Source organism: Acinetobacter johnsonii ANC 3681 (genome assembly GCF_000368805.1).
Lineage (GTDB): Bacteria > Pseudomonadota > Gammaproteobacteria > Pseudomonadales > Moraxellaceae > Acinetobacter > Acinetobacter johnsonii.
Genome location: NZ_KB849705.1, coordinates 1,835,765 through 1,856,453 on the forward strand (window position 1 = coordinate 1,835,765; position 20,689 = coordinate 1,856,453).

A 20,689-nucleotide genomic window follows, 5' to 3' on the forward strand; every position below is an offset into this window, starting at 1 on the left:
TTCTACATCTCAATTATTTTTTTATGGGCTGAATATCCAAATATTGCCAATTGGTGTTCATCATCGGATGTGCTTTAAAACCCTGAATCTGTGGATGTAACAACCAATTTCGAATGCGACTGTTATGAATAATCCATGGATTATCGGCCTCAATTTGACGACTGAGTTTTTCATAAAATGGCAAACGCTGAGGCGGTGGTAAGGCCATCGCTTGTGTATAAAGTGCATCATAGGCTTTGGACTGGTAGCAACTGAGATTGCCCTGCGCCGAATTGGGCCCATACAGCAGCTGGGCAAAGTTTTCCCCTTCAGGATAATCGGCAATCCAAGCCCCACCCCAAATCATATATTTACATTGCATCGCTGCTTTTAAATTGTCAGCAAAGTTACTCACCACAAAGTCGGCACGCAGACCAATCGCATCTAAATTTTTCTTCCAAAGTTCAGATTGAATCACGGAACTGGAACTGTTTTCAGTCATAAACTTAAGCGTTAGAGGCTGACCATTCGGTAGCCGACGGTAACCATCTACCCCCTTTTTATAACCAAAACGATCCAGTAATTTATTCGCCAAGAGCGGGTTATAGGCCACACTACTCCGATAATTCGGATTAAAGCCTTGTACCCCCTCAGGCACCAACATCTCCGACTTCACCGCCTGCCCTTTATACAGTTGTTTAATGGCTTCTGCTTGGTTGTAGGCCAGACTAATCGCACGTCTTAATGCAACTTTTTCAAGCCCAAAGCCACCTACCGTAGGGTCTTGCATATTAAACATGGTATAGGTGATTTCAGCGTCTTTATTGGGAAAATGCTGAATGCCTTGCTTGACCAATTCAGGTTTGAGTTGTTTGCCATTTAAAGCCTGTGGTACCGCATTGGAAGTCAGTTTGTCAAAGTCGAGTTGTCCCGATTTAAACGCGAGCCAGCGAGACTGTTCTTCTTCAATAATACTGACGCTGACTTTGCCGATTTGCGGCATTTTTTTGCCTTGCATCTCCTTGACCAGACGGTTGTCCCAACTCGAACCTGTAGATTTAAAATTCCAAGTAAAACCACGATATTTCGGGTTGGCCACCAGTTCAATACGACTCCGCGGTACATATTTACTCAGTTGATAAGGCCCTGTCCCCACCGGATGCTGCGCGATTCGGTCCCCATAAAACTCCACCACTTCCCGCGCTGTTCCACTAAATGTGGCATAAGCCAAGATATATGGGAAATTATAGTCAGGACGGGTCAATGTGATTTGTAATGTGTATTTATCGAGGGCTTTTAAACCCGGAATCGCGGCATCGTAATTAAACTGTCCTGTTTTCTTGGCTTGAGCAACAGCAGCATCGCCACCGACAATTTTGCCTTCAATAAATGAATAGGTCGGTGAGCGATTTTTCGGATCCATAATCCGCATCATGGAATAAATATAATCCTGCGCCACCAACTCCCGCGGCTTGCCTTTGAAGGCCGCGTCATCGCTAAAATAAATCTTGGGCTGAATTTTAAAGATATAGACCTTGCCCTCTTGTTCTATTTTTGGCATCGACACTGCTGTGTTTGGAACCAATTGAGCGGGGCGCGCCAAATAATCGTATTTTAAAAGTGGTTCAAAAATGGCTTGGGCAATACTACCACTATAAAAATTATAGGTTTTAACCGTATCAAAACCATCATCAGGCGCTTCATAAGCGATATTTAATACTTTGTTTGGATCTGCAGGCGACTTTGCATAGGCAGAAAAGCCAAAACCCATCGCAAGGGATAAAGCAGCAAGCTTCAGTTTTTTTGAATTCAAGTTCATACCTATACACATCTTTTTTTAAGCAAGGTGATCTCATGCCATCCATGTTCAATGTCAGTGTTTTATTTTTCAGACAACACTGACAAAAACTTAAAACATAAACCCATGTTTTATAAATTAAATTTTAATTATCAAAATTTAAAAAACGGTCATGGGCAAATATTCACCTCAGCAACAAAGCGAATATCATGCCACGCCTATTTTTTTATCATTCTAATTTAACATTTTGTAAGAAAAATATATGGATATTAATTAGTTATAAATGAGAGGCTCAACTCACATCGGAACATTTTGCCAATTAGTAGCCATTTTTAAATATTCAATTTAAATAAACTATTGCACAGATTTAATACACCAATGATTCAAATTCGAACATCTCAAGAAATACAAAAAACCAAATAAAACATTACAAGTATTTATTTATTAAAGATAAATATGAATATTTCAGTATAATTACAAATAAGATTTTGTATTAAAAATTCAAAAAATCACGACTCATTTTTGATCACTTATTATATGAATAATCATTTTATGATTATTTTTTAATCGATTTATAAGTAATTTTTTGCCATTTTAATTTTTTAAATTCTAGAAAAATGAAAACAAGTTACATAAATCCATACAAATAATAAAATAAAACAATATTTTCCAATAACTTAATTCACAGTCTTTTGTCTATCCCTGAAAGTTGGCATTTGCCTTGCACTCCCTCAGCACAGCAATACCGCTAAATATAGAAAAAGAAGGGTTGAATTTACGATGCAAAAAAACAAACTTGTTCGATCTATGGGGACCCCAACCATCAGCAAATCACTACTTAAACTAAGTACCCTGACTTTAAGTATGATGTGTTTGTCTTTAGCTCATGCAGAAGAAACCGAAAGCTCAGTCTCAGCAGAACCAACTAAAAAAGTTGCTAAAGTGACTGTCACAGGCTCCTCTATCAAAGGAGTTGCAGCTCAAAGTTCTTCACCCATTACCGTCATTAAAGTCGAAGAGCTTGCGCAACAAGGCGTCACAACTGCCGAAGAAGCCTTAACCAAAATCAGTGCCAACCAAGCGGGTTACACAACCGCGCAAAACGTGGGGGCAAGTAATACCTCTGGTTCAACAGCTAACTTACGTGGCCTAGGTCCAGACAAAACCTTAGTATTATTAAACGGCCGCCGCTTGGCTTATAGCCCTTTTAGTACCTCTGAAACCAACCTCAATACGATTCCTCTAGCAATGGTTGAACGCATTGAAGTCCTTCGAGATGGTGCATCCGCGGTATATGGTGCAGATGCCATTGCTGGGGTGATTAACTTCATCACCAAAAAACAATATGAAGGTTTCGGTATCAGCAGTGGTGTACTCAAACCCGAAGAAAAAGGGGGGGAAGAATACGATGTCTCTATCTTTGGCGGCTATGGCGACTTAGACGAACAAGGTTTTAACGTATATGGTGCTATCAGCTACCAAAAGTCTAAAGAAATTATGGCCAAAGACCGTAAAGTTAGCCGTCGTGGTGGGCTTTTACCTGAATTAGGGATCGATGCTGGCTCTGCGAATGGTTTTCCTGCTAACTTCTATGACCCAACCAGTGGTGTATTAGCCAATCCTTACGGTAATGCCAACTGTAACAACACTCCTAATGTCGTTGCGGAAGATGGTCTGTGTTTTTTAAACACTCAAGCCTTGATTGGTATTCAACCAGAAACAGAAGACTTATCGGCCCTAGGGCGTGCAACGTTCAAACTCAGTGACCAATTCAACGCGATTGCTGAATATGTATATGCAAAAAATGAAGTCACTACCTCAATCGCACCCGATGTCTATAGCCGATCTGTGACACTTCCTAAAGGAAGCCAATATTATCCAGGGGAAGGTATTACTCCTGATGTCCCCGGTTTAAGTGGTGATCCTTTACAACTCTATCTTCGCTCACAAGCGGGTAACCGTGTTTCTAAGACAACCAATGAATCACATCGTATTTTTGCAGGGATTGAAGGTGAAGCATATGGCTGGAACATCGACAGCGGCGTAACCTATGCAAAAGGTAAAGCAAAGGACAGTTTCGTTAGTGGCTATTTAAATCGTAGTCAACTACAAGAAGGGCTAGATAACGGCACCATTAACCCCTTTGGTCCTTCAGCGGATTCAAGTGTTTGGAATTCATTAGAAGTCAGCGGTACGACCAATGATGCGACCCTAGACTCCACCACCTTTGACTTTACGATCAGCCGTCCAATTTTCACCCTTCCTGCGGGTGACGTGGGTTTTGCCTTCGGCGGTAGCTTTACCACGCAAGACTGGGAGGCAAAGGTAAACTCAGACCTTGTTCGACTTGTCCCAGGTAGTGGCATTGACCCTGACAAACCTATCAGTAAGGGTGACCGTGACATTACAGCCGTTTTCTCAGAGCTACAAATTCCGATTACCTCCACTTTAGAAGCGCAATTTGCAGCCCGTTATGATGACTACAGTGACTTTGGCGACACCTTCAACCCGAAAGTGGGTTTACGCTGGGAACCTTTAAAACAACTAATGTTCCGAAGTACCTACAGTACAGGTTTCCGTGCACCAAGCTTATATGAAATTAATGCGCCGCAAAGCCAAACTTACACGGGGGCAAAATACGATGACCCTGTGCTCTGTCCAGGTGGCGTAGCAACTTCACCGCAATATCAAACAGAATGTAATACTCAGTTTAAGCGTATGCAAGGTGGTAACTCTGAGCTTCAGCCCGAAGAATCAACAACATTTACAGCAGGCTTTGTTTTTGAGCCCCTTAAGAACCTGGTCTTAGCAGTCGATTACTACAATATCGAAATCGAAAATCTTATTGGCTTAACGGGTGAAACCTCCATTTTCGAAGATCCAACCAAATATGCAGATCGCTTTGTGCGAGATGCAGATGGCCGTATCCAATACATCAATACCACTTTAATGAATACAGGCGGCATCAAAACTGAAGGGATCGACATTAGCTTAGACTACCTCACTCCTATGACATCAACCGGTCGGTTTGGCTTTGGAATTAATGGAACCTATGTCATCAAAAATGACTACCAAGAAGAAAAAAATGGAGACTGGGAGGGCTTAGTGGGCGTTTATGATGATCCTGCTGTACTGCGCTGGAAACATACCGCAAACATCAACTGGAGCTATGAAGACTGGAAATTGGTCTTTGAACAGCAATTTTTCCGAGGTTATCACGACCAAAATGCAACAGGTGAAGAAGGCTTTGATAACCACAAAGTTCCAGACTATACCCTCTACAACATTGCAGGCACCTATAAAGGTTTCAAAAACTTAACCCTAACGGGTGGTATCAAAAACCTATTTGATGAAGAACCTGCTGCATCGAATGTTCTAGATAACTTCCAATACGGCTATGACCCACGTTACAGCGACCCAACAGGACGTACTTTCTATGTAAGAGGTACATATACGTTCTAAGCGGATCTGAGCCACAGATTGAAATATTCAATCTGTGGTGATGTTTATACATGCTCAACTTTAACCAGATATATATGGATTTTCCCAAGTGCAATCCAATGCTTTTAAAAAGTAGATTTGGCTTAAATTTTAGGAGTAATTATGGGCACTACATTTGAAGATTTAGAAAAAAACTCCGCCAAAAAACTCACAGGTATTGGCGTTGTGATTTTCTTACATGTTCTTGTTGGCTTGGTGCTAATGGCAGGTTTGGCAAAAGATATTGTCAAACCCTCAACCGAACCTGTGGAATTGGTCATTCTGCAAGATATCAAGCCACCTAAGCCTGAACCACCTAAAGAAGTTCCACCAGAGCCACCAAAAATGGTGGAAAAAGTAGCGCAGCAACCTGACCCCAAACCTGTAGAAAAAGTAGTCCCAGTGCAAAAAACAGTTGCTACACCCGTCACCAAACCGACGATAAGCACGCCGACGCCAGTTGCATCATCGCCTTCTCCAAGCCCATCTCCAACCCCAACACCGACTGCCGCTGCTCCATCACCTGCACCCAAACCCACAGGTGTTACACGTGGAGTATCGGAAGGGGAAGCTGGATGTAAAGCACCAAGCTATCCACGCGAAGCAGAGATGAGTGGCATTTCAGGCACCGTACTGATTTCGGTCTTTGTCGATACCAATGGTAAGGCGCAAGAAGTCAAAGTAAAGCGTTCTACAGGTGACCGTACTTTAGACCGTGCTGCAACGAAAGCGTATAGCTTGTGCACATTTAAACCTGCAATGAAAGATGGCGTAGCTCAAAGCGCTTGGTTCGACATCCCATACGAATTTGTTCTCGAATAATTGAAAAAGATCAGCCGACATTAGGAGTTACACAATGCAAAAATTAAAAAACTTTACCGCAGCAAGCCTACTAGGAATCAGCACATTACTTCCTCTACAAGCTGTTTTCGCAGAGGAAACAGCTGCGACCACTACAGCACTGACTACACCAGTCACTACGACTGAGAAAGCAGCAACACCTGTTCCCCCACCCTTAGCTGAGAAAGCACCTTCTGCTTCAGAAAAAGTGCATAACCCTTATGGCTTAGAAGCAATGTGGAAAGAAGGTGATCTGGTGTCTAAAGTGACACTGTTTATTTTGGTGATTATGTCGATTGGGACATGGTACATCATTATTACCAAGTGCTTACAACAAGGCAAAATCCGCAAACAAGGCCAACATGCCGATAAAAACTTTTGGGAAGCAACCTCTCTTGATACTGCAACTGAAGGTTTAGATGATGCCAGTGTGTATCGCTTTATTGCTGAAAAAGGCATTAAGTCGACAAAAAACCATGGTGGAACATTATTAGAACGGATCGACTTTAATACTTGGGTCACTATCTCGATTCAACGCGCTATTGACAAAATTCACAGCCATTTAAGTGGTGGGCTGGCTTTTCTAGCAACTGTAGGTTCAACCGCACCTTTCGTGGGTTTATTCGGTACGGTTTGGGGCATTTATCATGCGTTAACCGCGATTGGGGTATCGGGTCAAGCATCTATTGATAAAGTCGCAGGCCCTGTGGGTGAAGCCTTAATTATGACTGCAATTGGTTTAGCCGTGGCTGTTCCAGCAGTGCTTGGTTACAACTGGTTAACCCGTCGAAATAAAGCCGTAATGGAAGAAATTCGTACCTTTGGTTCAGACCTGCATGCTGTGCTGTTAAGTGGTGAAATCAGCACCAACAATCCTGTTAACCGTGACATGAAATAAGAACATGAGGAATCAGCCATGGGAATGATGGTAAATTCAAATGACAGCGATGATGATGTAATCGGAACCATTAATACCACCCCTCTGGTTGATATTATGTTGGTTTTGCTAATTATTTTTCTCATTACAGTGCCTGTTGCAGTTCATACCGTACCAGTCAATTTGCCTGAAGAAAAGAATGTGCCTTATGAAACCAAACCTGAAAATATTCAACTTGCAGTCAATAAAAATGGCGATATTTTCTGGAATGAAAGTTACATTGCCGATAAAGCCACCTTACTGGCACGACTACAAACAGAGGCACAAAAGAGACCTCAGCCCGATGTCCACATTCGTGGTGACCAACTTACGCCATACGATGCGATTGACCAAGTCATTACTACCACGCAGCAAGCGGGGATTGGCAAAATTGCCTTTGTCACCACACCGCCCTCTTCACCTTAATCAAAGAAGGATTCAGCTATGGGTATGAATGTTGGTTCCAATCAAGATGATGAAGATGTGATGCTTGATGTCAACATGACGCCTTTGATTGATGTCATGTTGGTATTACTGATTATGTTCATTATCACGATTCCATTGCCAAACAACGCCATTAATATCAACCTCCCGAATGGCACACCACCACCAGTTCAGGAAAAACCACCTGAAATCGTGGAACTACGCTTAGATGCTCAAGGCAAAATGTTTTGGAATGAACAAGCTGTGGAGTCCAAACAAGCGCTCGAAGCCTTATTTCAAACCGTTGCTCAAAAAGCAGATCAAGACCAAATTAAACTCAAAGCTGACCGCGCAACGGAATATAAATACATTGCGATGGTCATGGCCGCAGCCCAACGCCTTGATGTAAAAAAAATTGGAGTCGTGAGTAATCAATAAATAAAACCGTCAAAAAAACCGCTGACAACTTTTGCTGTTAGCGGTTTTTTTATTTTTTTAATGACTCTACGAATTACTTCAATACGGGAATGTCGATCCACAATGCTTGCGAAAAATGTGTCGCCAAATAAGCTTTTAAATAGGTCGCGGTATCTTTAGAAATGAGTTCATCTTGTGACTCATCATTTAAGTTATAGGCTAAAGCATAGAGCTCCAAACCACGACTTTTCAGTGCTTCTAAACTTAAAATGGTATGGTTAATACTGCCCAAACGCCCCGAACTCACCAAAATGACAGGCAGTTGCTTGGCTGCAATATAGTCAATGCTGAGCAGATCTGTGGTTAAAGGCACCATCAAACCACCCGCACCTTCTAACAACACCACCTCATATTTTTCAGCCAGCTGCTGAGTAGCACGCTCGATTTTTGCAAAATCAATCTCACGACCATCAATTTTAGTCGCTAAATGTGGCGATGCAGGATAACTAAAAATTTCAGGCATGGTCAGCTTACTGTCATCTTCAGGAAACCAGCCCATACCCATAATTTTACGGTGCTGTTCAATGTCTTCAGAAACATCCACATTACCCGTTTGCACTAACTTTTGGGTAATGGTTTTTTGGCCTTGTTCATTCCAAAGCTTGGCTAAGTAGCCCGTAGTATAGGTTTTCCCAATGCCTGTATCGATTCCACTGATAAAGTAAACTGATCCAGTCATGGCATTCTCCGTGCAATACAATAAATAGGGTGATAACTCAGGCGATAATGAATCTGCCCAGAGGTATCGAGTTGTGAAAACTGTTGATAATCTTGATAAAAGCATTCGAGCGAGTGCTTGGTCCAACGAAAGCTCGATGCAGTTGCCGTGACACCTGTGGCTTTTAAATGTTGCAGTACCTGTTTCGGTGTCGCAAAGTCTAAGTACTCAATTTGTTCAGACAAATGCAGAACATCAAAACCTTGGTTCTGCAATTTTTCCCGTAGTTGATCAAGGTTGACATAATCTAAGCCTTGCCCCGTTAAGGTCTTAATCTCTTGTAAATTCCGCTCACCAAAAGTGGAAAAACAAAACAGCCCTTGTGAAAGTAGACTGTCACTCGCTTTCTGCAAAACAGCACCAAGATCCGTCATCCACTGCAGCGCAGAGGTCGATACGATCAGTTCTAAATGAGCTGGAAAAACAAGCTGTTCAATATCACCCAATAACCAGTCTATATTTGAATAGCCTTGAAAGTGCTGCTGTACCTCGGCATATAAGTCATTCAGTAAATAGTGCTGAATTTGGAAATCATTCAGCAGTAAATGGCTTAAATTGCCTGAACCACACCCAATTTCAAACACCCGCTCAAATTGCGATTTAACAGCATAACGTTGGATTAAATTAAAAAGCTGGCGTGCAATTTGCTTTTGCACAACCGCATGCTCACTGTAGCTTTGCCCTGCCTGAGCAAAGCGCAATGCGACTTGTGCTTTATCAATCTCTAAATTCTTCACGACTCACTCACAACAACTGAATCAACTGATCTAAATCAGTATGGCGAACTTGAGCGGTCAAGGAAATACGTAGTCTAGAACTATGCTGCGGCACAGTCGGTGGTCGTACAGGCATAATATAAAAACCTGCTTGTTGCAAAGCTTTCGCCTTCTCCACCGTTTTGCTCGAATCACCGATGATCACAGGGATAATTTGAGACGTTGATGGACAATCAAAACCTTTAGCCTGAACTGCTTGCTGTAGACGCTGACTGATACTGTGTAAATGCTGACGTGTATTATTTAACTGCAAGACTTGTTGCAAGATAAAGTTGCTCCACGCCATGCAGATCGGCGGTTGTGCCGTACTAAAAATCAATGGGCGCATCGTATTGATCAGATAGTCTCGAATCACAGGGTGACAAATCAGATAGCCACCGATTGAAGCCATAGCCTTACCCAAAGCACCAACTAAAAAGTCGATCTCATCAATCACTTGGTATTGCTCAGCACAGCCCAAGCCTTGCTCACCACGTACGCCAATGCCATGTGCTTCGTCGACATAGAGCATGACTTTTTCAAACTGTTTTTTGATGCGAACCAATTCAGCCAAATCGGTTTCATCACCATCCATACTAAAAATGGACTCGGTCACCACAATGATTCGCTCAAAAGCATCATCGGCATGATACTTCTGCAAAAGTTGGGTCAAATGCGCCAAGTCATTATGGCGATAACGTACCAACTTCGCTGTCGATAAACGAATACCATCAATCATGCTGGCATGGATTAGCTTATCAGCCAGAATTAGGGTTTTACTGTCCGCTAGCGCAGGTAAAATACCAATATTCATGTGATAGCCGCTGTTGAATACCAAAGCAGCTCGACCATGAAAAGTCTGACTAAGATTGGCCTCGAACTGTTCATATTCAGGAAAATTACCCGTCAATAAACGTGAAGAGGCTGAACTCATCCAGCGCTGTGTATTCGGTGTTTCATCGAAAAACTGTTCACGTAATTCGATATTTGCAGCCAATCCTAGATAGTCATTCGATGCCAAATTCAACATCTCATGATCATTGATTCGAATCATCCGCCCTTGCTGCACATTGGACGTAAACTGGCGCAAATTGCCTTGCTGTTTAAGGATATCCAGTTGTGCTGCAAAATGTTCTACATGCTTCATACAACAGGCTCCTGCATCTGCGCTACCACTTCAACCAGTTGCTCAAGTAAGGTCTTCAGTTCCTGTGTGGTAATCACATAAGGGGGCATCACATAGACCAGTTTTCCAAATGGTCGCACCCAAATACCACGGCGGACAAACTCCTGTTGTAAGGTCTTCATATCTACATTAAACGTCAGCTCAACCACACCGATAGCACCCAATACACGAACTTCATGGACATATTCAAGTGACTGCAACGGGGTCAAAGCGGTACGAAGTTGTGTTTCGATGCGTTGAATATTGCTTTGCCAATCTTGTGAAATGAGGAGTTCTGTACTTTTCGCCGCCACCGCACACGCCAAGGGATTGGCCATAAACGTTGGGCCGTGCATAAACACACCCGCTTCGCCTCGACTGATGGTTTCAGCAATATGCTTTGTAGTTAAGGTTGCAGACAGGGTCATATAGCCGCCTGTCAAACCTTTACCCATACACATAATGTCAGGTTCGACCTGTGCATGCTCCCAAGCAAAGAGTTTCCCCGTACGCCCAAAACCCGTCGCAATTTCATCAAAAATCAGTAAAACACCATATTTTTCACAGAGCAATTTGGCCTGTCGTAAGTACTCAGGATGATAAAAACGCATCCCTCCTGCACCCTGAACAATCGGCTCAACAATCAGCGCGGCGATACTTTCATGCTGTGCAGCTAAGGTGTTTTCAAGCTCACGAATGTCCTTCTGATCCCAGGCTGCATCAAAGGCAACTTGCGGTGCAGGAACAAAAATACGATTGGGTAAGCTTGAGCCAAAAATTTGATGCATCCCTGTGACAGGGTCACAGACCGACATCGCATTCCACGTGTCACCGTGGTAGCCCGAACGCGGGGTGACAAAATTGGTTTTGTCTTGTTTCCCAAGCGAAGTCCAATACTGAACTGCCATTTTTAACGCCACTTCAACCGCAACAGAACCCGAGTCTGCATAGAAAATTTTATCTAAACTTGGCGGGGTGATTTGCAACAGTAATTTACCCAGTTGAATGGCGGGATCATGGCTAAAGCCACCAAACATAATATGTGACATGTTTTGCAGTTGGTCTGTCACCGCCTGATTCAGTTCAGGATGGTTATAGCCGTGTATGGTGCACCACCACGAAGACATTCCATCAATCAGCTGACGCCCGTCTTCTAGTTCAATGGTTGAGCCAAAGGCTTTTTTAACTTTAAAGGTGGGGAGCGGATTGGTCATCGAGGTATAAGGATGCCAAATATGTTCCCGATCAAATGCTAAGTCATCCAACTCACCATCCAATTTGGCATTGATCTCAGTCATCCTTAACTCCATATCGACTACAGTTACAGCAAAATTTCAATTTGACTGATCTTAAACCTGCGCGCATCAAAAAGAAATTGCGATATTCGCCACTCAGCGAATTGTTTAATCCATTTTTTGTAAATATTGGCAGATTTTGTCAGTTACTTCATCGGCATGAAAAACTGGAAGCCCATGTGAACCACTTAAAAGCATCGCATCTAAAAAATTTGCACCTAAAGCGTTTAAATTATCCAAGACTTTGTAGCTAACTAAAAAATCTTGTTTAGCCAGCAGATGGAGTTGATGCCCCGTATAATTGTGTAAGATCTCAACCGTATTTAAATGCTCTAAACAATTGAGTCCCTGTTTTAACAGATCTAAAGACTGAGGCTGAAGCAAACTTTGCAACTGCAAAAAATCTTGCTTGGTGGTTGCCGTCCCTTGGCACACCATAAATCCAAATTTCTTTAAGGTTTCAATCGCATCTGCTTCGAAGGATTGTTTAAAACTTTGAAATGTCGCTGGACTCATCGCGATTGGCCAATTTTCATACGCCACAAAGCACGGATTTGAAGCCAAAGTAATTAATACTTTTTGCTGTTGATACTGCTGTTCAACAGCCTCGACCAATAAAGTCGCCAGTTGCCCCCCCAAAGACCAACCGATCAAGACATCAAAGTCTTTGGCTTGTTCAGCATGTTGCTGCAACACCTGTGCGTCCAATCCATTAAAAATATTGATCAGCTCAACCGTATGCCCTTGGTGTTGCAAAGCATGAGCCAAAGGTTGTAGTAACTTAGTCCCACCACCCCAGCCTGTGATGAGTAAAATTTTTTGATTCAATGTAATACTCTTATCAAGATAAAACATCAATATTATGAAATAATTTCAAAGCCGTTCCTATGATCAATATGCTTGATCGAGCTCAGTTAGATGCTCTGTTGCAGGTTCAGTTAATAAAACTGCTTTAATAGCATTCATCTATTTATCCATATTTTCCAAATCTACCAATAATGCAGCTGGATAAACTTTTGCCCAATTGGTTTTAAACTGCTTATGCATAGCATCAATTGGAAAGTTGCTTTCTCTGCCAATTTGCTGTGCTCGCGCAATATCTTCTGCACGCATATAAGCAGTTAAATAATCCTGACCTGTAAGATCCACATGAAACCACGATTCCACAAATACACCTTCTGCCTTTAAGGTTTCAATGGCTTCATCTTTACGTTCATTCAGTTCTTGCTTCCACACTTCTACATTTTCTTTTGTCTTAGGTTTTAATTGAATCAATACCGCGCCTACATCCATAACATCTCCAACAAAATAATTTTTATTCTTAACTTAGTGACTATTCAACAGATCAGAAACAATTGCAAACACTCGCTGCTCAGGAAGAACTCAAAATCTGCTAGGATCAGTACAAGCTTCCATAAAAAAATGCCCCATGAAAATGACCAGCCTTATGCAAATTAGTTTACTCAGCATTGCCGCATCCAGTGCTTTCAGCATTCCGGCGTATGCCAATAATAGCTTATTCAATTCCGCAAGCAGTGATCAAAAACAATGGGTCGGCAAGCCCGCACCGAGTTTTAAGTTACAAGATCAAAATGCCAAATGGCATGAGCTCAAACAATATCAAGGCAAATGGGTCGTTCTCTATTTTTATCCGAAAGATGACTCACCGGGCTGCACCCAAGAAGCCAATCAGTTCAAATCACTCTACCCACAATTTAGCAAAAATAATGCGGTGGTCTTAGGCGTGAGTTTGGACGATGTACAGTCACATCAAAAATTTTCTAAAAAGTTAGGGCTGAATTTCCCTATTTTGGCTGATCACAATCATCAACTGGCAAATCAGCTCGGCATCGTACGCAACTTGGGCATCGCGAAAATTGCGAAACGTGAAACCTTTCTGATCGACCCACAAGGTACGGTGGTCTATCACTACAGCAGTGTAAATACCCAAACCCATGCGGGACAAGTATTGGTAGATATTCAAAAGTTCTCTAAAAAATAACCCATACAAAAAAGCCTTCGAACATTGATTCAAAGGCTTTTTAATTACTCAACATGTAAATATACATGCCACTTTTTACATAAAGTGGCATGTATCTCTTACATTTGAGACTGAATGTAGTTTTGCAGACCAATCAATTCAATTAAACGTAATTGTTTTTCTAACCAATAGGTATGGTCTTCTTCAGTATCTGACATTTGCTGACGTAACATGTCACGGGTAATGTAATCACCCTTTTCTTCACACAATTTTACGCCTTGCGCTAATTTTTCACGTACATGATATTCAAGCTTTAAATCGGCTTTTAAGCATGAAACGACATCTTCACCAATTTCAACGTCATCACGCTGCATATTTGGTGTGCCTTCCAAAAACAAAACACGGCGAATAATTGCATCCGCATGTTGTGCTTCTTCTTGCATTTCATGATCGATACGCTCAAAGATTTTGCTCAAACCCCAATCTTCATACATACGTGAATGAATGAGATATTGATCGCGTGCAGCCAATTCTCCACCGATCAACATATTTAAGTAGTCTACGACTTCAGGATTGCCACGCATTTCAAAATCTCCATTCTCTAATGCAACTATTATGGACACATTTAATTCACTTTGCAAAAGATAAATTATGTAAGTTTATGATTTTTATAAAATTAAAATGAGAAACATACGCATTTGCAGTATGAATCATCAAAATAATAGTTATAAAAGAAGCCTTTGCAAAACTTCATCCCTTTTGTAAAGGCTTTTTAGGCTTGAACAGCCCTGTGCTTCATTTTGTAATCATTAAAAATGCTTCTTATTTCAGCCTTAGAACGGCGTACAATCTTTCATTTTTTTTGTGCAACAGACCAAAGAGAACCCACTTCCGCGGACTGGACTCGAGCCTGAGCTTGGCGATAAAAACGAAAAAATAACCCTGCAAAAAGAATAGCAAAGACGTCAACCCACCATAAAGAGGAAGAAGATGACCATAGCCCAATCTCAGGTAAGAGCAGTGCGATAGCAGAAGTCAAAGGCATGAGCAGTAAAACAATCACAATCGACAGCAATAACGTTGGGAATGCTCGTGCTGCGCCCAGTACGAAGCTCAGCATTAAACTGAAGATAAAAATCGCATAATAGATATACATAAACCATGCATTGATACTATGTAGCTCAGGACTGAGTACATAGGCCCAACGCCCGATCAACATACTCATAACAATGCCAAAGACCGTTCCCAAACATGCCCCTATGGTTAAGTTTGCGATGAATTGGACATCCTTACGCTGGACAGGTGGTGCTAAATCTGGATTTTTTTGTCGCTTTACACGCGATTCAATCCATAGAATATTGCCTGAATAAAATAAAAATGCTCCTCCCAGACCCAAGGCCAAATACAACCAACGGGTAAAATCTCCGCCATAGTTACCAAAGTGCAAACTGAACATCGATCGAATCAGTTGATCTAGACCAGAACTCTGCGTATTTAAATTGGCTGTACTATAGGGTGCAGGCTGATAAGGATTGAAAAACATCACGTCGAAGTTATCACCGCGTAACATCTGATCTGGACTATATAAACTGACGCGTGCAGATGCCTTGGCGGGTTGGTCTAGATTGTTAAAGCTTACAGACGAGACCTCATAGCCCTGTGCTTGTTGCTGTACCTGTAAGAGTATTTTTTCAACATCCATTTGAGGAACTGGATCTGCAATCTGCACCGCAGCGGGACGTTCAAACAATGGTTTGCCTTTGGACACCAACTGCCCCAAGCCATCATAAAAGAGATCATGAAATGCAAAAACAATCACCGTCACACTAATCAAAATATGAAACGGTAAACTGGTAATGCCAATCACATTATGTGCATCGAGCCAAAAGCGTTTTTTGTTCTTACCTTGCCGTATCGCAAAATAGTCTTTAACCAAAGTCGGCAAGAGGATGATCAAACCTGTCATTAGCGCCAAAAAATATAAGACGGATACCACACCCATCACATAAACACCGAGTGTATGATGCCCAAGCATCCCTGGAATGCCTGCCGTTTCGTGCAGTTGTTCAATCAACCAACCCAGTTTAGATAAGTTTTCTTGTTCAACCTGTAAAGTCCCATCTGGTTTCAGTGTTGCTAACATCGCGCTTTGATCGGTATCAAAGGCATGATCATCATGTGCTTGACTTTGCGCAGGTTGCCACTGAATCGGGGCATAATGGAACTCTTTGGAGTTTAAATTGATCTGGAAACTTTTTTGCGCTTCAGGATACTGCTGCTGTACCTGTGACACCAAATCGTTGTACTGATGGAATTCAACCGTATTTAAACTTTGTTGCGGTGGCGTTGCCCACTTACTCAAATCATGCTGAAACATACTCAGCCCACCTGCAAAAAAGCAAATGAACAAGAGAATGCCTGCGCAAATTCCTACCCACGTATGTAACTCTTTGGCCAGTCGGAGAATATCTGTACGTACCTTCATGCCCTATTCCCCTCTGAGCCAAAACACAAGTGTGTAAGCCACGATATTGAAAAACAGATAAATCACAATGGACTGCCATCCACGTGGAATAAAATAGGCCACGAAAAAGAGTGGTAACCAAATCCACGGAATCGACCACATCCCTAACTGTGGAGCAAGACTACGATACTCAGATTGCAGTCCCCACATTGTGATTAATGCAGCTAAAGCGAAAGCTAGGCTGAGTCCAAGAACTGCTCCTGCAAAGCTTTTCGTCCACCAGTCAGGTTGTATCTTTTGATCGCGTAGTAACCTCATGCGTCAAAGCCCCATGTAATAAAGGAATAAATGGTAGTGCTGACCACAACACCAATGGCATCAGTAACCACATCAACACCGCCACCAGTTTTGGTAATACCGCCAATAAAAGAACCAATGCCAAAACAAAACCAATCCACCCGACCCAACGATACTTTTTCGCCACAGCCTGTTTAAGAACCGTTTGGTTAGGATGGGTCAAATACAGCAGCACACAACCACCACAGCACAGGAGTAAACCGAGAAATTTCATCATTGCGTTCAACTTAAATGAGACAGCATTCAGACATAAAAAAGCCCACTGCATCGCAATGGGCTGATCATAAAAATTAGAAATCGAAAGTGACGCCAAGTTTATAGGTACGTGCACCACCAACCGTTGCATAGTAAGAGTTGAACACACCTTCCCAGTATTTTTTATTAGTCACGTTATCTACATTGGCTAAGAAAGTCGTGTTTACACCACCCAGTTTTGTTTTATAGCGCGCACCAACATCAAGAATAGTATAGTCAGGAAGTTTATAGGTATTCAAACTATCTAAATATTGTTCACTAACATAGTTAGCCCGAGCATTAACATTTAAACCATCTACCACAGGTACGGCATAATCCAAACCTAATGAGACAGTAAAGTCTGGTACACCATAAATCGTATTGCCTGAAATATCAGTGGTGCTTGTAGAACCTTTTGTATATTCAGCATCAATATAAGCCATGCTTCCCAGTAGACTTAAGTCCTCTGTCAAACTCCCTGAGAAGGACCATTCAATACCACGTGATCGACTTTCCCCACCATCTTCAGTGATCTGTGTATTACCATTAACCGCTGTCGCCAAAGCTGTTGTGATCAGAGTCGGTTTTTCAATTTGATAAAGCGCCAAGCTATTTAACCAAGAACCAGCTTGATACTTCGTCCCCACTTCATATTGCTTCGTTTCGTAAGGCTTAAACAGTTTTCCTTCATTCACATCCGCGGTAGAAGTTACTGAGTCTGCTTTTGATAAACCTTCAACATAACTTGCATAAAAAGATAAATTTTCTCCAAACGGTTTGATTACGATGCCTAAACTTGGTGAAAGCTTATTTTCATCGTATTTCACATCTGTAGTGAGACTTTCTAACTGCATATCTTGATAACGAGCACCCAAAATCAACTGCAATTTGTCATCCAACATTGAAATTTGATCCGTCAAGGTATAACTCATGAATTTATCATCTTCATAAGGTACAACTGTTGGATAGGTCGTTGGCATTGTCCCGTTCGAGTTAGGATTATAAAGATTCGTTGTAAATGATGAACTTGTCGCACGAGAGTGTTGATCGTATTCGCGATGTACATAATCTGCACGTAACCCAAGGGTATGTTTAATGGCGCCTGTATTGAATTTAGTTTCAATACCCGTATTACCACTTAGGTTATTTTCTTTAGATGCGACTCGATAATACTGCGAAGTTGCATCACCTGCACTGTTCTGCAAGATCATACGCGTACCAAAAATATGCCCCGAATAACCTTTTTCAACATAACCCACACCTGCAAAAACCTTAGTATCAGGAGTGAATTTATATTCACCATTTAAGCCCGCATAACGGCTATAGGTTTCCCCATGAATTTGATCAAAGTAATTATTATCACCCTTTGGTGCAGCAACTACGCCTGTTTTTTGCATAGAGACCATTGCAGGTGAACCATTATCACGGTTTTCACGAATGGCATAAGCATCAAAGTTTAGTTTTAATTTATCGGTCGTATAGTCCGCTGCAATCGAACCAAGCGCTAAACGGTCATCCATACCTTCAATAAGATGCTCACCGTCTCCATATGTGCCGTTTACACGAACGCCAAATTGTTTTTGGTCACCAAAACGACGAGAAACATCCACATTGGTTTTATAATAACTCTCATCTTCTAATGACGTCGAAATACGTGTTAGATCTTGGTCGGCACGTTTAGAATTAGCAATCACTACTCCGCCAACGCTTCCTGCTGGTGCCATACCTGCAACCAAAGCATTCGGTCCTTTCAATACTGTCACCGATTCTAGTAAATCTGTTGGTATACGTCCCATAGAAGCTACAGCGTATAACCCGTTATAAGCCATATCATCATAGCCGACACTAAAACCACGAATTTGGAAGTTTTCGTTTAAATGACCTTGATTGGTCGTCGCACGAATACTGGCATCATTTTCTAAAACCTCCCCCACTGTCGATGCTTGTTGATCACGAATCAGTTGCTCTGTATAAGTAGAAACCGTAAATGGTGTATCAATCGCTGACTTATTCCCTAAAGCACCCAAGTTAGCCGTCTTCGCCAATTTACCATCGGCATAGCCTTGTTGTGATTGCGCTTCTGATTTTAAGGCAGGTAAAACTGAAACCTCCTCTGCAAAAGCAAGCTGTAAACAGCCTCCACCCATCATCAAAAGCCCAACAGAGCTTGCAAGAATTTTCTTAGAGAAGGATTTCATTTTAAACAACACTTATTTTTTAATGAGAATCATTATTATATGTAAAATAATTATCATTATTTATTGTATTTTATCATTTGACTTATCTATCTGATCTAAAATACAAATTTAAGCTTACTGCGAAAAAATACGTTTTACTCGCTCATTTTCAATACAGTGTGGTGCAATATTATAAAATGACGCATAAGTCAGACACCTGTTCACCCCATAAGCAAAGACTTTCATGGCATTCACGTTTACACTAAGCCAATACTTAAAACAACAATGGGTAATCTATGACAAACTTAGCAACACAAGCACCGGTACTGGTTACAGGTGCATCGGGTTATATTGCCAGTTGGGTGATTCAAAAATTATTAACCCAAGGGTATACCGTTCATGCCACTGTACGTGACTTGAACAAAACCCAAAGCTTCGCGCATTTATCTAAAATTGCAGACAGCAGTGCTGGAACACTGAAACTCTTTAAAGCCAATTTGCTCGAGCCCAACTCCTTTAAAGAAGCGATGCAAGGTTGTGAAATTGTCTTTCATATGGCCTCTCCTTTCGTCGTTACTAACTATAAAGATGCGGTGAAAGACATCATTGAACCTGCTGTTTTGGGTACAGAAAATGTCTTAAACACCGTCAATGAAACCGAGTCTGTTAAACGCGTTATTGTCACTTCGAGTATTGCGTCGACCTATGGCGATGCCATTGATATTTTAAAAACGGACCACAATACTTTTGATGAAAGTCACTGGAACACCAGCAGTTCTGAGACCCATCAGCCTTATCCATATTCTAAAGTAATGGCTGAGCGTAAAGCTTGGGAAATGGCTGAGGCACAAGATCGTTGGCAGTTGGTATGCATTAACCCTGCGTTGGTCTTTGGTCGTTCATTGACACCAAATACACAGTCAGGCTCAATTGAGGTCTTACAACAGTTTACCAATGGTTTGACTTTAGCTGGTGTCCCACCTATGTGGAATGGTGTGGTCGATGTTCAAGATGTTGCTGAAGCACACTTACAAGCAGCATTCAACCTAGAAGCAACGGGTCGTTACATCGTAAGTGGTGGAACTTTAAGTCTGCTTGAAATCGGTCAATTGCTTAAAGCACATTTTGGTTGGAAGTTTCCATTTCCACGAAATGAACTGCCCAAAGCAGCCTTTAAGGTGATTGGTCCATTCATTGGTTTTAGCCGCGAGTTTGTTGAGCTGAATATGGGTTATCCAATTTATTTTGATGCGAACAAGAGCCAAAAAGAATTGGGTTTAGAGTACCGAGATGTCAAAGAAAGCCTCGTTGAGCACTTCCAACAATTGCTCGATGACGGTGTCATTAAGCAATATATTCCCTGAAATAAACAACCTAAGTTTGACTTAAATATTCCTCCAGCTCATTGAAAAGCAATGATCTTGGCGGAGTCTTATCAAGTTCTCACCCCATTTCATCATTAGCCTGCAGCTGGCCCTACTTTTGTTTCGGCAAAAGTAGGCAAAACCATTGTCATCTGCAAAACCTGTTCTCTTTTTGATGTATCAGAAATATGTCGCAGAAACATTATCTTACTTACACCACGCAGGTTGCAGATGACGTGCCCAAGTATCATATTTCTGATTTAACC

19 protein-coding genes are annotated in these 20,689 nt (G+C 41.7%); 7 read left to right on the forward strand and 12 right to left on the reverse strand.

The features are described from left to right. Window positions 1-13: 13 nt before the first annotated feature. Complete coding sequence (locus F946_RS12960; RefSeq protein WP_171065425.1) at window positions 14-1,804, reverse strand: ABC transporter substrate-binding protein; 1,791 nt, start codon at window positions 1,802-1,804, stop codon at window positions 14-16. Window positions 1,805-2,557: 753 nt separating this feature from the next. Here F946_RS12960 and F946_RS12965 point away from each other — a divergent pair. From F946_RS12965 to F946_RS12985, 5 genes are all read left to right on the forward strand, one after another. Then, window positions 2,558-5,239: a TonB-dependent receptor gene (locus tag F946_RS12965; protein WP_004982978.1), complete on the forward strand. Its 2,682-nt coding sequence runs from the start codon at window positions 2,558-2,560 to the stop codon at window positions 5,237-5,239. 141 nt (window positions 5,240-5,380) lie between these two features. Beyond that, window positions 5,381-6,079, forward strand: a complete 699-nt coding sequence (locus F946_RS12970) for an energy transducer TonB (RefSeq protein ID WP_004982982.1) — start codon at window positions 5,381-5,383, stop codon at window positions 6,077-6,079. 34 nt (window positions 6,080-6,113) lie between these two features. Continuing rightward, complete coding sequence (locus F946_RS12975) at window positions 6,114-6,995, forward strand: MotA/TolQ/ExbB proton channel family protein (protein WP_004982984.1); 882 nt, start codon at window positions 6,114-6,116, stop codon at window positions 6,993-6,995. A gap of 18 nt (window positions 6,996-7,013) precedes the next feature. Then, window positions 7,014-7,439, forward strand: a complete 426-nt coding sequence (locus tag F946_RS12980) for an ExbD/TolR family protein (RefSeq protein WP_004982985.1) — start codon at window positions 7,014-7,016, stop codon at window positions 7,437-7,439. A gap of 18 nt (window positions 7,440-7,457) precedes the next feature. After that, entirely contained in the window at window positions 7,458-7,874 is a 417-nt protein-coding gene (locus tag F946_RS12985; protein WP_004695313.1) for an ExbD/TolR family protein, read from the forward strand. A gap of 73 nt (window positions 7,875-7,947) precedes the next feature. Here F946_RS12985 and bioD read toward each other — a convergent pair whose 3' ends face one another. The 6 genes from bioD to F946_RS13015 all read right to left on the reverse strand — a co-directional run bounded on the left by bioD (window position 7,948) and on the right by F946_RS13015 (window position 13,139). Further along, complete coding sequence (gene bioD / locus F946_RS12990) at window positions 7,948-8,592, reverse strand: dethiobiotin synthase (protein WP_004982988.1); 645 nt, start codon at window positions 8,590-8,592, stop codon at window positions 7,948-7,950. After that, the gene (gene bioC / locus F946_RS12995) at window positions 8,589-9,368 is read right to left on the reverse strand and encodes a malonyl-ACP O-methyltransferase BioC (protein ID WP_004982990.1); all 780 of its coding nucleotides are present in this window, start codon (window positions 9,366-9,368) and stop codon (window positions 8,589-8,591) included. The genes bioD and bioC overlap by 4 nt, the downstream gene beginning before the upstream one ends. A gap of 7 nt (window positions 9,369-9,375) precedes the next feature. After that, window positions 9,376-10,533: an 8-amino-7-oxononanoate synthase gene (locus F946_RS13000; RefSeq protein WP_004982992.1), complete on the reverse strand. Its 1,158-nt coding sequence runs from the start codon at window positions 10,531-10,533 to the stop codon at window positions 9,376-9,378. Further along, window positions 10,530-11,849 carry an adenosylmethionine--8-amino-7-oxononanoate transaminase gene (bioA, locus tag F946_RS13005; RefSeq protein WP_004982995.1) on the reverse strand — a complete coding sequence of 440 codons (1,320 nt, stop codon included), beginning with the start codon at window positions 11,847-11,849 and terminating at the stop codon, window positions 10,530-10,532. Before bioA ends, F946_RS13000 begins: the two co-directional genes overlap by 4 nt. A gap of 105 nt (window positions 11,850-11,954) precedes the next feature. Then, window positions 11,955-12,701, reverse strand: a complete 747-nt coding sequence (locus F946_RS13010) for an alpha/beta hydrolase family protein (protein ID WP_004982997.1) — start codon at window positions 12,699-12,701, stop codon at window positions 11,955-11,957. 111 nt (window positions 12,702-12,812) lie between these two features. Beyond that, the gene (locus F946_RS13015; RefSeq protein WP_004982999.1) at window positions 12,813-13,139 is read right to left on the reverse strand and encodes a DUF6176 family protein; all 327 of its coding nucleotides are present in this window, start codon (window positions 13,137-13,139) and stop codon (window positions 12,813-12,815) included. A gap of 136 nt (window positions 13,140-13,275) precedes the next feature. On the opposite strand from F946_RS13015, the gene F946_RS13020 reads away from it, so the two are divergent. Next, complete coding sequence (locus F946_RS13020; RefSeq protein WP_035326783.1) at window positions 13,276-13,848, forward strand: peroxiredoxin; 573 nt, start codon at window positions 13,276-13,278, stop codon at window positions 13,846-13,848. Between the two features lie 98 nt (window positions 13,849-13,946). On the opposite strand, the gene ftn is transcribed toward F946_RS13020, so the two are convergent. From ftn to F946_RS13045, 5 genes are all read right to left on the reverse strand, one after another. Continuing rightward, entirely contained in the window at window positions 13,947-14,411 is a 465-nt protein-coding gene (gene ftn / locus F946_RS13025; protein ID WP_004695301.1) for a heteropolymeric bacterioferritin subunit Ftn, read from the reverse strand. Window positions 14,412-14,680: 269 nt separating this feature from the next. Then, window positions 14,681-16,312, reverse strand: a complete 1,632-nt coding sequence (locus F946_RS13030; RefSeq protein WP_004983004.1) for a PepSY-associated TM helix domain-containing protein — start codon at window positions 16,310-16,312, stop codon at window positions 14,681-14,683. A 3-nt stretch (window positions 16,313-16,315) separates the two neighbouring features. Further along, window positions 16,316-16,609, reverse strand: coding sequence for a hypothetical protein (locus tag F946_RS13035; protein WP_004983007.1), 294 nt, complete (start codon window positions 16,607-16,609; stop codon window positions 16,316-16,318). Further along, window positions 16,575-16,865 carry a hypothetical protein gene (locus F946_RS17190; RefSeq protein WP_155118246.1) on the reverse strand — a complete coding sequence of 97 codons (291 nt, stop codon included), beginning with the start codon at window positions 16,863-16,865 and terminating at the stop codon, window positions 16,575-16,577. The genes F946_RS13035 and F946_RS17190 overlap by 35 nt, the downstream gene beginning before the upstream one ends. Window positions 16,866-16,938: 73 nt before the next feature. After that, on the reverse strand, window positions 16,939-19,080 hold the full coding sequence (locus F946_RS13045) for a TonB-dependent receptor (protein ID WP_004983014.1): 2,142 nt from the start codon (window positions 19,078-19,080) through the stop codon (window positions 16,939-16,941). Window positions 19,081-19,355: 275 nt separating this feature from the next. Between F946_RS13045 and F946_RS13050 the strand changes: the two genes are divergently transcribed. Further along, window positions 19,356-20,423: an SDR family oxidoreductase gene (locus F946_RS13050; protein WP_004983016.1), complete on the forward strand. Its 1,068-nt coding sequence runs from the start codon at window positions 19,356-19,358 to the stop codon at window positions 20,421-20,423. The last annotated feature ends 266 nt before the right edge of the window (window positions 20,424-20,689 follow it).